The following is a 13,308-nucleotide window of genomic DNA, read 5'->3' as shown; positions in this document are numbered from 1 at the left end:
GTAAGCAGTTGGGGCGGACTCTTGTGAGTTCGCCCTTTTGCTTTCTGATGTGTTCCTCCGTGGCGTGTTCTCGTTGACATGATGATTGCGAAAGAGCGATATGCTGTTGGCCATGATGAAATACCTTGCTGCCTGCGTTCTGGCTTGTTCGCTTGCTGTGTTGCCAGCGACCGCACAGAAGATGAATACGCTCACCGCTAAAGAAAAGGCCGATGGCTGGAAGCTGCTGTTTGATGGCAAGACGACCAACGGCTGGCGCAGTGCGCGTGGTGGTGGGTTCCCTGCTACTGGCTGGGCTGTGCAGGATGGCACGATCACGGTGACTGAAACAGGTGGCGAAGAGGCTGGCAACGGTGGCGACATTGTCACTGACCGTACTTACTCGAACTTTGAGTTGTCGGTGGACTTCAAGACTTCGCCCGGTGCGAACTCCGGCATTATGTATTTTGTGAATCTGGACCTGATGCCGTGGAAGAACGGCCATGGTTCGCCCATTGGGTTTGAGTACCAGATTCTGGATGACGCTCTGCATCCGGATGCGAAGCGCGGTAAGGATGGTGACCGCACTGTTGCATCACTCTATGACATGATTCCCGCTGCGGCGGATAAGCCCATCAAGCCTGTGGGGGAATGGAACACGGCTCGCATTGTGGTGCGCGGCAAACATGCAGAGCATTGGCTGAATGGCGTGAAGGTGCTTGAGTACGACCGTGACTCACCGGAGTTCAAAGCGATTCTTGCTGGCAGCAAGTATCATGTGTTTCCGCAGTATGGTCAGGAAGCTAGCGGATACCTTCTGCTGCAGGATCATGGATTTCCAGTTTGGTTCCGGAATATCAAGATTCGGGAGTTACCGGCGGACACGCGCTAAGTCGATTTGGATATGCCTGTCTGAAGACAGCTAATCTGATCGTTATTTACGCGTAAACATACGCTGGATTTCGCCCATGTTGCCGAGCTCCATCCACTGCGCGATGACGAGGTACAGACCCGCATAAGGAACCAACACACAGAGACCAACAACAATCGGTTGTTGTAAAGGCAGGATAACTTTGAGCACGAATCCAGCCATTCCTGCAAAGATTGCGATCACCCAAAGTCGGGCAATTCGAGATTGGTTGGAAGGTATCTCGCCGATGAATTTCTGTAGTCCTCGACGCAACATCATGAACTCGACCCAACCAGCGAGTCCAGCAGATGCCGTCAGTCCCACGGCGCCCCAATGCTGATCGATCCCCAAGATTCGCGGCAAAGGCAGTGCGCAAGCGTAGCCCATGCCCAAGGTAAGCGCCACACGAATGAGCGCGAACCGCAATGGAGTTCTTGTGTCTCGCAACGCATAAAAGGCCGAAGAGTAAAGCCTTCCCATGGTTGAGGCGAGTAATCCCACTGCTGCCCCTGCCAGTACCCCCCACACGAAGAGCACGTCCTGGTGCTGAAAAGCACCAGAGCGATAAATAGTGGCGACAATGACGTCACCGAGCATTACGAAGCCGACCGCTGACGGAATTACAAAAAACGCAATCCGCTGAATGCCCGCAGTGAGTCGTTGACGTAGCGCAGCAGCGACTTCTGTCTGTGTACCGACGACGCTCGACATGGCGGGAAGTTCCGCAGCAGAAACCGCCATTCCAAAGAGGCTCACGGGCAAGGTGTAAAGCGTTTGTGCATACCCCAGCGCAGAAACCGCACCAGTCCCTAAAAAGCTGCCCAACCAAGAGTCAATATACGCACTGATCTGTACAACTCCACGACTCAAGAAAACTGGGAAGAAATTAACGCAGACCGTGCGCACATGTTTATCGGCTTGACTTAGTTGTAGCCGCAGTGGCCACAGATGTTTCATTACCGTCGGAAGCTGCACTACAAATTGCAGACCACTACCAATCACTGAAGCAATCGCCAAAAGCACTGCAAGTCGCGGCTGTGAATGATCTCGACCAGCCCACAACAATGTCGCAATCATGGCGACGTTCCAAATAACGGGCGCAGCATAGGAAAGAAAAAACTTGCGGTGGCTATTCAGAATTCCCAGACACCAAGCCGATAAGACCAATATTGCGGCACCCGGAAACAGAATCTGCACAAGACGGATAGTCAAGAGCCGCTTGGCATCATGGAATCCTGGCGCGATGAGGTCAATCAACCATGGAGTACTGAACACACCGACAAGCACCGCCGTGCTCGTGATGAAAAACAAGAGCGCGAAGATAGCTTCAGCCAGCTGCGAAGCCTCTTCATGACGGCCCTCCGCATCGAGTCGCGCATATACCGGGATGAAGGACGCGGAAAGTACGCCTTCTCCAAACATATTTTGCAAAAAATTCGGAATACGAAAGGCCGCACGAAATGCGTCTGAAGCGTCCGAGTTCCCAAAATAATGCGCAAAGATGCGATCACGCACCAGACCGACCAGTCGGCTAAGAAGGATACCGGCAGCCACGACAGCAGCGTGCCTCTTTGTAGATGTGCGACTCGACGGAGCGTTCAAGCCAGGATTATATGTCGCTGATACATCGAACACATCAACGATTCACCAACGGGATGTGATCAAACAAAGGGCGGACTCTTTCGAGTCCGCCCTTTGTTGTTTGTGTTGTGATCGCGCTTATTCGGCTGCGAGTTCTTCCTGTTCGCCTTCCATGCGCATTGCTTCGAGCTCGCGCTCTTCGGCGTCGTGCGCTTCCTGGACTTCCTGCTGGATTTTTGCTGCCGCTTCTTCCAGCTCCGGTGAGAGCTGGACGTTGCGGTAGTACTCCATGCCGGTGCCGGCGGGGATGAGTCGGCCGACGATGACGTTTTCCTTCAGGCCGCGGAGGGTATCCACAGCGCCGTTGATGGACGCCTCGGTAAGTACGCGGGTCGTCTCCTGGAAGCTGGCCGCGGAGATGAAGCTGTCAGTGGACAGCGACGCCTTCGTGATACCCAGCAGCAGAGGACGGCCAAGCGGCGGACGGCCGCTTTCGCCCAGAACGCGCTGACGCTCTGCGTTGAAGCGGAAGCGATCCACCTGCTGCTCAAGCAGGAAGGTCGAGTCGCCCACTTCTTCGATCTTCACCCAGCGGAGCATCTGGCGAACGATCACCTCGATGTGCTTATCCGAGATGGCCACGCCCTGCAGACGATAGACTTCCTGGATTTCGTTCACCAGGTAACGCTGCAGTTCCTGCTCACCGAGAACCGCGAGAACGTCATGCGGGTTCAGCGGACCGTCGAACAGCTTGTCACCAGCCTGAAGGCGTTCGCCCTCCTGCACGTTGACGTAGATGCTGCGCGGCACGCTGTACTCACGCTCTTCGCCGTTGTCGCCCGTGATGTAGATCTTGCGCTGACCCTTGACCACATCGCCAAAGCGAACCACACCGTCGATCTCGGCAATTGTGGCCGTCTCGCGCGGCTTACGCGCTTCGAACAGTTCCACAACGCGCGGCAGACCGCCCGTGATGTCCTTGGTACGGGTGGACTCACGCGGGATCTTGGCGAGGATGTCGCCCGGTCCCACTTCCTGTCCGTCCTGCACCATGAGGTTCGCGCGGCTCGGCATGAGGTAACGCTTCTTGCCACCGTCGATTCCGTTGACGAGCAGCGCCGGCTGGCGCTTTTCATCGGGAGCATCGGCCACAACGAGACGCGACAGGCCGGTGACCTCGTCCACTTCGTCGTTGAGCGTGACACCCTCCTGCAGATCCTTGAACTGGATGGTGCCGCCGATTTCCGTAACGATGGAGTAGGTGTACGGATCCCACTCGCCGAGCGTGGTGCCGATTTCAACCTGAGCGCCATCTTCCACGCGCAGCTTTGCACCGTAGACGATGGGGTAACGCTCGCGTTCGCGGCCCTTGTCGTCAATGATGGCGACCTGACCCGAACGGTTCATGGCAACCAGGCTGCCGTCCTTGGCGCGAACGGTGGAAAGGTTAATGAACTTAACCGCTCCGGCGTTCTTCGCGTCGAGGTGCGACTGATCCGAAACTCGCGATGCCGTACCACCCACGTGGAAGGTACGCATGGTGAGCTGCGTTCCGGGTTCACCGATGGACTGAGCAGCGATAACACCGACCGCTTCACCCATTTCAACCAGCTTGCCCGAGCCAAGGTTACGGCCGTAGCAAAGCTTGCAGACGCCACGCTTGGATTCGCAGGTGAGCACCGAGCGGATCTTGACCTTCTCCACGCCAGCGGCCTGGATGTCGGTTGCGAGCTGCTCGTCGATCTCCTGGTTCGGACCGATGACGATGTTGCCTTCCTGGTCCTTGTACTCTTCGGTCGTTACACGGCCGATGATACGGTCGCGCAGCGGCTCGATGATTTCGCCAGCTTCGATGATCGGCATCACGTAGATGCCCTTGCTGGTGCCGCAATCGCTCTCGGTGATGATGACGTCCTGAGCAACGTCAACGAGACGACGGGTCAGGTAGCCCGAGTCAGCGGTCTTCAACGCGGTATCCGCAAGGCCCTTACGCGCGCCGTGCGTCGAGATGAAGTACTGCTGCACCGTGAGGCCTTCACGGAAGTTCGCAGTGATGGGAACTTCGATGATTTCGCCCGAGGGCTTGGCCATAAGACCACGCATACCGGAGAGCTGACGGATCTGCTGCTTCGAACCACGCGCACCGGAATCAGCCATGATGTAGATCGGGTTCATGGCTCCTTCCTTGTCCGCGCGCTTCATGTTGTTGAACATCTCATCGGCAACGCGCTCCGTTACACCGGACCACATCTGGATGACCTTGTTCGAACGCTCACCGTTGGTGATGGCACCATCGAGGTACTGCTGCTGCACAGCGATGACCTGCTTTTCCGCTTCGTGCACAACGGTGTACTTCGACTCCGGGATCACCATGTCGTCGAGACCGACCGAGAGGCCGGAGCGCGTGGCGAACTGGAAGCCGAGTTCCTTGATGCGGTCGAGCGCCTTCACCGTGACTTCAAGGCCCAGGTTCAGGTAGCAGTAGTTGATGAGCTGGCCGATGCCCTTCTTCTTCAGCAGGCCGTTGACGTACGGCATGCCTTCCGGCAGAGCGTCGTTCAGGATGGCGCGGCCCACGGTGGTGTTGATGAACTGCTTGTTGTACTCAACCACTTCCGTGTGCGTCAGATCCTGATCGTCGTATGCCGTGGTGAGGTCAAGCACGGGGCCGGTGTAGCGCAGACGGATCGGCGTCAGCGTTTCTACCTGCTTGGCTTCGAGAGCCATCAGCACTTCTTCAATGTTCGCGAAGACGCGGCCTTCACCCTTGGCGCCAACCTTGGCCTTGGTCAGGTAGTACAGACCAAGAACCATGTCCTGCGTGGGCACCGTGATGGGCTGACCCGACGCGGGCGACAGGATGTTGTGCGCTGCGAGCATCAGCACGCTGGCTTCAACCTGAGCTTCCGGCGACAGCGGAATGTGCACAGCCATCTGGTCACCGTCGAAGTCGGCGTTGAACGCCGTGCAGACGAGCGGATGAATCTTGATGGCCTTACCTTCGACGAGCACAGGCTCAAACGCCTGGATGCCGAGGCGATGCAGTGTTGGAGCGCGGTTCAAAAGGACCGGGTGATCCTTGATGACCTCTTCCAGGATGTCCCAAACGATGGGCTCCTGCATCTCCACCATTTCCTTGGCCTGCTTGATGGTGGTGCAGTGGCCTGTCTGCTCGAGGCGGTGATAGATGAAGGGCTTGAAGAGTTCAAGCGCCATCTTCTTCGGCAGACCGCACTGGTGCAGCTTCAGCTCAGGACCGACCACGATAACGGAACGGCCTGAGTAATCCACACGCTTACCGAGCAGGTTCTGACGGAAGCGGCCCTGCTTACCCTTGAGAGTGTCAGAGAGCGACTTCAGCGGACGGTTGTTTGCACCGCGCAGCACGCGGCCACGACGGCCGTTATCAAACAGCGCGTCGACTGCTTCCTGCAGCATGCGCTTTTCGTTGCGCACGATGACTTCAGGAGCATGCAGGTCCATCAGCTTCTTCAGACGGTTGTTACGGTTGATCACGCGGCGATACAGATCGTTAAGATCCGAAGTCGCGAAGCGGCCGCCGTCCAATGGCACGAGGGGGCGAAGCTCAGGCGGGATCACGGGGATCACGTCGAGGATCATCCACTGGGGCTTGTTGTCGCTGCGGCGGAAAGCCTCAACGACCTTGAGACGCTTGGCGTACTTGAGCTTCTTCTGAAGGCTCTGTTCAACCTTCATCTTCTCGCGCATCTCGATGGCGAGCTCTTCGATCTCAACGCGCTTCAGCAGTTCCTTGATGGCTTCTGCACCCATCATGGCCTTGAAGCCAGAGGGGCGATACTGCTGATCGAGCTCGCGGAAACGCTGCTCGTCCTTGATGATTTCGCGCTCCTTCACGGGCGCATCACCAGCGTCGATGACAACGTACGACTCGAAGTAAAGAACAGCTTCGAGCTCACGCAGAGAGATGTCGAGCAGGTGGCCGATACGCGACGGCAGGCCCTTGAAGAACCAGACGTGCGAGCAGGGCGATGCCAGCTCAATGTGGCCCAGGCGCTCACGACGAACCTTGGACAGTGTGACTTCGACGCCGCACTTATCGCAGATCACGCCGCGGTGCTTCATGCGCTTGTACTTGCCGCAGAGGCATTCCCAGTCGGTGATGGGTCCGAAGATGCGGGCGCAGAAGAGGCCATCGCGTTCGGGCTTGAAGGTACGGTAGTTAATGGTTTCCGGCTTCGTCACCTCACCGTGCGACCACGAACGAATCTTCTCGGGCGATGCGAGCGAGATCCGGATCGAATCGAAGTCGGTGATGGGGCCGGACATTTCAAACGGGCTTGAACGGAACATGTAGTTAGTCTCCGTGCAGTTGCGATTCTGTGGGGAACCGGTCCTGCGGTTGGTACTGCTTCTTCGCGGTCACTTGTGGCGGGCCGCATGCCCATTCCAAAACTCTGTGCGCGCGAACCGGGTGTCGAGGGGTTTAACCCTCGACACCGATCCGGCGTTTAGTCGGCGGCTGCCGCAATGGGCATCGTCGGGATCTTCTTCAGGTCTTCCTGCTTGACGAGTTCCACGTCAAGGCAGAGCGACTGCAGCTCGCGGATGAGCACGTTGAACGACTCCGGTACGCCGGGTTCGATCGCCGCTTCGCCCTTCACGATGGCCTCGTAGATCTTCGTACGTCCGAAGACGTCATCCGACTTGGCCGTGAGCAGCTCCTGCAGGATGTAAGCCGCGCCGTATGCTTCCAGCGCCCACACTTCCATCTCACCGAAGCGCTGTCCGCCGAACTGTGCCTTACCACCCAGCGGCTGCTGTGTGATGAGGGAGTACGGTCCGATGGAGCGAGCGTGGATCTTGTCGTCAACAAGGTGCGACAGCTTCAGCATGTAGATGTAGCCAACGGTTGCCGGCTGTTCGAACGCATCGCCGGTCATACCGTCGAAGAGTTCGCTCTTACCGGACGAAGGCAGACCAGCCGCTGCGAGCAGCGCCTTGATTTCGCCTTCCTGTGCACCGTCGAACACCGCAGTGCCGAACCAGATGCCGCGCTTCATGCCCTTCGCCACGCGGAGCGTCATCTCGTCATCCAGCTCCAGGAGCTGGTTGAGAGCGGCGGTCTTCGCAAAGCGAGCCTTGAAGATTTCGCGAACCTCATTGGCATCCGCAGCCTGCTTCGCCATCTCGGCGATCTTCTCGCCAAGCGTGTGCGCAGCCCAACCGAGGTGCGTTTCGAGGATCTGACCCACGTTCATACGTGAAGGCACACCCAGAGGATTCAGCACGATTTCTACCGGCGTTCCATCCGGCAGGTACGGCATGTCTTCCTCAGGCAGGATGCGGGCAACCACACCCTTGTTACCGTGACGACCGGCCATCTTGTCACCGACCGAGAGGCGGCGCTTCATGGCGATGTACACCTTGACCATCTTGATGACGCCAGGCGAAAGCTCATCGCCCTTCTGCATCTTGCTGATCTTCTCGTTGGTGATCTTGCGCAGAACGTCGATCTGACGCGAGGTCATCTCTTCGATCTCGTCGATCTGCTCGTTCACGCGCGGATCCTTGTCGGCGTAGCGAATACGCTTGAGGTTACGCGTGCTGATCAGCTCGATGGTGTCGCGGTCGAGGATGTCGCCCTTGGAGAGCAGCTTCTTGTTGGTGCGCTCGTCATGCAGGTCAGCCTGCACTTCCTTGCCACCCAGAATTGCTTCAAGACGCTTCAGACGCTCATCGGTCAGGATTCGGATTTCGTCCGCGAGGTTCTTCTCCAGGCGTTCGATCTGCTCCTGCTCAATCAGCTTGGCGCGCTCATCCTTCTCCTGCCCCTTACGGGAGAAGATGCGGACGTCAACAACCGTGCCTTCGATACCCGGAGGGCACGTCAGTGAAGCATCGCGTACATCGCCGGCCTTCTCACCGAAGATGGCGCGCAGCAGCTTCTCTTCCGGCGTCAGCTGGGTTTCGCCCTTCGGCGTTACCTTGCCCACGAGGATGTCGTTGTGACCAACCTTCGCACCGATGCGGATGATGCCCGACTCGTCCAGGTCACGCAGAGCGTGCTCAGAAACGTTCGGAATATCGCGGGTGATTTCTTCCGGTCCCAGCTTCGTGTCGCGCGCTTCGATCTCGAACTCCTCGATGTGGATCGAGGTGTAGTAGTCCTCACGGACCAGCTTTTCCGAGATGAGGATCGCGTCCTCGAAGTTGTAACCGCGCCACGGCATGAAGGCCACGAGCACGTTACGACCGAGACCAAGCTCGCCCTGCTCCGTGCAAGGACCGTCTGCGATTACCTGGCCCTTCACCACGCGGTCGCCCTTGCGAACGATCGGCTTCTGGTTGATGCAGGTGTTCTGGTTGGAGCGCTTGAACTTCGTGAGCTGATAGATGTCCGAACCCACCTCACGCGACAGCTGCGTGGGATGGTGCTCGCCTTCAACGCGCACGATGATGCGCTCGGAATCGACCGAGTCAATGATGCCGTTACGGCGAGCAAGGATCACAGCACCCGAATCGCGAGCCGTGACGCCTTCCATACCCGTACCGACGAACGGAGCTTCCGCCATCAACAGGGGCACCGACTGACGCTGCATGTTCGCACCCATCAGAGCGCGGTTCGCGTCGTCATGCTCAAGGAACGGCACGAGCGATGCGGCGACCGACACGAGCTGCTTCGGCGAAACGTCGATGTAGTCGATCTCGCTCTTGGGAACGAGTACGAAGTTACCCTGACGACGTGCGTTGACCAGATCTTCGGTCAGCTTGCCCGCTTCGTCCATCTCCACGTTCGCCTGCGCGATGGTGTGGCGATCTTCTTCCCAAGCCGACAGGTAGAAGCTGAACGGCTCGGTCTCAAGAACGCGCTTGCCATCCTTTGCAAGCTGCTGCTTCAGAGCACGCGCTTCGTTGATCTCAATGGGATCGCCCTGACGGAAGCCAGACTCGCCAGCGTTCGTCACAGCAACGTAATCGACCACCTGGCCGTCCTTGACCTTGCGGTAAGGCGACTCGATGAAGCCGTACTCGTTGATGCGCGCAAAGCAGCTCAGCGACGAGATCAGACCGATGTTCGGACCTTCCGGCGTTTCGATCGGGCAGATACGGCCGTAGTGCGTCGGGTGCACGTCTCGAACTTCGAAGCCTGCACGTTCACGCGACAGACCACCCGGTCCAAGGGCCGACAGACGACGCTTGTGCGTGATTTCCGACAGCGGGTTCGTCTGATCCATGAACTGCGAGAGCTGCGACGATCCGAAGAATTCGCGGATCGCAGCCATGACGGGCTTGGCGTTGATGAGGTCGTGCGGCATAGCCGTCGACATCTCCTGGTACACGCTCATCTTTTCCTTGATGGCGCGTTCCATACGCACAAGACCGATGCGGAACTGGTTCTCCATCAACTCGCCCACCGCGCGAACGCGACGGTTGCCGAGGTGATCGATGTCGTCCACAAGGCCGATGTTCTTACGCAGCTTGAGCAGGTAACGGATGGTTCCGTAGAAGTCTTCCGGCGTCAGCGTGCGCTTGTCCAGGTTGGTTGCATCCTGGTTCTCGTACAGCTTGATGTTGAACTTGAGACGGCCCACACGCGAGAAGTCGTACTTGCGCGGATCGAAGAACATGCCTTCGAACAGAGCGGTCGCGGTGTCCAGCGTCGGCGGGTCGCCCGGACGCAGCTTACGGTAGATCTCGATGAGAGCTTCTTCCGGCTTGCGAACCGAGTCACGCTTCAGCGTGTTCGTGATGATGTTGCCTACGTCGTCCTTCTCAGGGAAGAACACTTCAAAGCTGGTGGCGCCAGACTGCAGCGTCTTGTGCAGCTTGTCTGCGCCTGCTTCCTGGTTGGCCTCGTACAGCAGCTCGCCCGTGGTCAGATCGACAACGTCAGCAGCGAAGATTGCGCCATCAAAGTCGCTCTGTGCAACTTCGATTTCCGTGACGCCGCCTGCGCGCAGCTTGGAGAGCAGCGCGGTGCTGATCTTGCGGCCAGCAGCAACGATTTCCGTGCCGTCGGTACCGTTGATCGCGTTTGCAGGCTTCACACCAACGATGTTGGTCGCGCCTTCTGCAGGGATCTGCCAGAAGAGCTTGCCATCGCGAACCTGAATGGTGTCCGCGGTGTAGAAGGTCTTGAGGATTTCTTCGTCCGTACGCAGGCCGAGCGCGCGCAGGAAGATGGTTCCCAGGAACTTACGCTTACGGTCAATGCGGACGTACAGGATGTTCTTCTGGTCGTACTCGAACTCAACCCAGCTGCCGCGGTAAGGAATGATCTTGCCGAGGAAGTAGGTACGGTTGTTCGCCGTTTCAAAGAAGACGCCGGGCGAACGGTGCAGCTGCGACACGATGACACGCTCGGTGCCGTTCACGATGAACGTACCGTTGGCCGACATCAAAGGAATGTCGCCAAAGAAGACTTCCTGCTCCTTCATGTCGCGCAGGGTCTTCACGCCCGTCTCCGGGTCCTTGTCGTAAATCTTCAGGCGGATGGTGACCTTCAGCGGTGCGGAGTAGGTCATGCCACGCTCTTCGCACTCTGCCTGGTCATACTTCAACTGCAGACCCACAGGGTCACCGCACTTGGTGCAGAAGTCCGGCGTGTTCTTGTTGTACGTACCGCAGAAGTGGCAGAGCACGTCGCCGGGATGGAACGGATCAGTGATGACCATGTGGCCGCAGGTGGTGCAGGCCGTGCGCAGGTGGTTCAGACCTTTCAAGTAACCGCACTTGCACTCCCAGTTGCCGATGGAGTAATCGACAAACTCGAGCTCGCTCACGTTACGGAAATCCGTAATCGGGAACACAGAGGTGAAGACGGACTGCAGGCCGTTGTCCTCGCGCTCCTGGGGCAGCTTGTCCATCTGGAGGAAGCGTTCATACGAACGACGCTGAACCTCGATCAGATTCGGGATCTGAATTGCGGTTGGGATCTTGGAAAAGTCGAGACGGCTGCGGAGTGCGCGCGTTTCGGTGTTGCTTGCCATACGTTGTAGACTCCCCTTGGTCGTGCCGAGGCCTCCCTTCCGATTTCCACCGCATCCGATGCGGTAGAGTTTCGATTGAGAGCCGAAACATAGCCGTGTGGGCGGCTGTTTCGTGGGTGGTGTGCGCTTAAAGTTCCTGCGGAGGCTCTGCCCCGGTGCGAGTTCCGCGCGCAATTGAGATGGGCATGATGCCCGTTCGGGTGATACGAAGCTTGTCTTTCGGTTACCGCTGATTTCCTGCCGTTCGAGTGCTATGCCGGTGTATGCGGTCTACTCGGAGGTTTCTCCGGAGACGCGAAATGGCCCACAGGGACAGGAAAGCCCGTGAGCGCAAGATCCGACTTTTGCACCAGTTCAAATTTGCTAAAAATAACTGCCGCCCTTGTTACCCTTCTCGCTGCCTGGCGGGGCAGGAGACTTGAGGCGTTGACTGCACGATAGACCTCCGCCGCCTGAGGCATATCGTGGCCGGTTCTGGCTTGAACCGGAGAAGGTTCGAATGTCGTTTTGAGGCCGACCGTCGCGCCGTTACGCAGTCCTACGCAGGGCGGTCATCTTCCAAACGAAAGAATACTGCTTTCGTGAATAGAAAGCAAATCGCATACACAGCAAAGGGCTCCCGGCGCTAGCGCCGGGAGCCGCAATGGCTGAAACTACTTGATTTCAACAGTTGCGATGCCGTCAAACTTCTTGGCGATAGCAGCTGCGTCATCCTTGGAAACGTTCTCCTTCAGGGGCTTCGGAGCGCCGTCAACCAGGTCCTTTGCTTCCTTCAGGCCAAGAGCCGTTACTTCACGAACAGCCTTGATGGTGTTGATCTTGTTCGCGCCGGCATCCTTCAGGATAACGGTGAACTCGGTCTTCTCTTCTGCTGCCGGAGCGGCTGCGCCGCCACCTGCTGCAGGAGCAACGGCTACAGCAGCTGCTGCTGCCGAAACGCCGAGGCGCTCTTCAAGCTTCTTCACGAGCTCAGCTGCTTCGAGCAGGCTCAGGCTAACGATTGCGTCTTCCAACTGCTGGATGTCTGCCATGATGTTTTCCTTTTAATTCAATCTGGATACTGCTGATTACGTCCCCGAAATCCAACTTCTATTCCGGCTGCCCTTCCCGTATGCAAGGTTTCCGATGCGCCCAGACTTGCGCCCCTTGAAACAGTCACGGCAAAACTTGTTGCGAACCCGGCGATGTTTTGCCGGGCCAAACTTTTATCCCTCTGCGGGAGCTTCGTCGGCAGCCGCCTCGGCCTGAGCCGAAGCACCTTCGGTGTCCGCAGCAGGAGCAGCTTCTGCTTCCGCCGCCGGAGCAGCTTCCACAGCAGCGGCAGGAGCCGCGCCGCCCAGCTTGTTCTGTTCCACGGCCTGGTTGATTACCACAGCCAGATCGCGACCGGTTGCGTTGATGACCGTAGCCAGACGCTGTGCCGGAGCGTTGATGAGGAACAGGAGCTTTGCGAAGAGCTCTTCCTTGCCCGGCATGGTTGCCAGCTGGTTCACTTCCGCAACGGAAAGAACCTTGCCGTCCACAATGCCCAGCTTGAAGGTGAACTGCGAGTTGTCCTTCACCCAGGTGCTCAGAGCCTTCGCCAGAGCCACCGGATCGCCGGAGGTGTACGCGATGGAGCTGACGCCCTTGAGGCCGCCCAGCGCGTCTTCAATCTTGGTGCCTTCGCCAGCCTTGGGAGCCAGCTTGTTCTTCAGCACCTGATACTTACCGCCCGCAGCGCGGACAGTCTTACGGAGATCAACATCCTTTGCCGCGGTCATCGCGGTGAAGGTGCCGATGATGGCAGCGGTCGCGCTCTGCAGCTCGCCCGCGAGCGCCGCAACCTTCTCCTGCTTCTTCTGCTTGGTCAATGCCATTGTCTTA

Annotated in this window: 6 protein-coding genes; 1 reads left to right on the top strand and 5 read right to left on the bottom strand. The window is 58.0% G+C overall.

Annotated elements, in window-relative coordinates:
- Positions 1–100 precede the first annotated feature (100 nt).
- A complete protein-coding gene (locus tag BLT38_RS01315) occupies positions 101–871 on the top strand; it encodes a 3-keto-disaccharide hydrolase (protein WP_083343551.1) in 771 nt (256 codons plus the stop codon).
- Positions 872–913: 42 nt separating this feature from the next.
- Here BLT38_RS01315 and murJ read toward each other — a convergent pair whose 3' ends face one another.
- From murJ to rplJ, 5 genes are all read right to left on the bottom strand, one after another.
- Entirely contained in the window at positions 914–2,524 is a 1,611-nt protein-coding gene (murJ, locus tag BLT38_RS01310) for a murein biosynthesis integral membrane protein MurJ (RefSeq protein WP_269456827.1), read from the bottom strand.
- 84 nt (positions 2,525–2,608) lie between these two features.
- Positions 2,609–6,802, bottom strand: coding sequence for a DNA-directed RNA polymerase subunit beta' (gene rpoC / locus BLT38_RS01305; RefSeq protein ID WP_083343550.1), 4,194 nt, complete (start codon positions 6,800–6,802; stop codon positions 2,609–2,611).
- A 158-nt stretch (positions 6,803–6,960) separates the two neighbouring features.
- The gene (gene rpoB, locus BLT38_RS01300; protein ID WP_083343549.1) at positions 6,961–11,442 is read right to left on the bottom strand and encodes a DNA-directed RNA polymerase subunit beta; all 4,482 of its coding nucleotides are present in this window, start codon (positions 11,440–11,442) and stop codon (positions 6,961–6,963) included.
- Positions 11,443–12,095: 653 nt separating this feature from the next.
- A complete protein-coding gene (rplL, locus tag BLT38_RS01295) occupies positions 12,096–12,473 on the bottom strand; it encodes a 50S ribosomal protein L7/L12 (protein WP_083343548.1) in 378 nt (125 codons plus the stop codon).
- Positions 12,474–12,647: 174 nt separating this feature from the next.
- Positions 12,648–13,301, bottom strand: a complete 654-nt coding sequence (gene rplJ, locus BLT38_RS01290; protein WP_083343547.1) for a 50S ribosomal protein L10 — start codon at positions 13,299–13,301, stop codon at positions 12,648–12,650.
- Positions 13,302–13,308 lie beyond the last annotated feature (7 nt).

It is taken from the genome of Terriglobus roseus (genome assembly GCF_900102185.1).
GTDB lineage: Bacteria > Acidobacteriota > Terriglobia > Terriglobales > Acidobacteriaceae > Terriglobus > Terriglobus roseus_A.
The sequence above is the reverse complement of the archived record's forward strand: the minus strand, read 5'-3'. Positions and strand labels throughout refer to the sequence as shown.

Excerpts from the sequence above, each read along its gene's own strand:
- rpoB (WP_083343549.1), bottom strand. The coding sequence starts at position 11,442 with ATGGCAAGCAACACCGAAACGCGCGCACTCCGCAGCCGTCTCGACTTT.
- rplL (WP_083343548.1), bottom strand. The coding sequence starts at position 12,473 with ATGGCAGACATCCAGCAGTTGGAAGACGCAATCGTTAGCCTGAGCCTG.
- rpoC (WP_083343550.1), bottom strand. The coding sequence starts at position 6,802 with ATGTTCCGTTCAAGCCCGTTTGAAATGTCCGGCCCCATCACCGACTTC.
- rplJ (WP_083343547.1), bottom strand. The coding sequence starts at position 13,301 with ATGGCATTGACCAAGCAGAAGAAGCAGGAGAAGGTTGCGGCGCTCGCG.
- BLT38_RS01315 (WP_083343551.1), top strand. The coding sequence starts at position 101 with ATGCTGTTGGCCATGATGAAATACCTTGCTGCCTGCGTTCTGGCTTGT.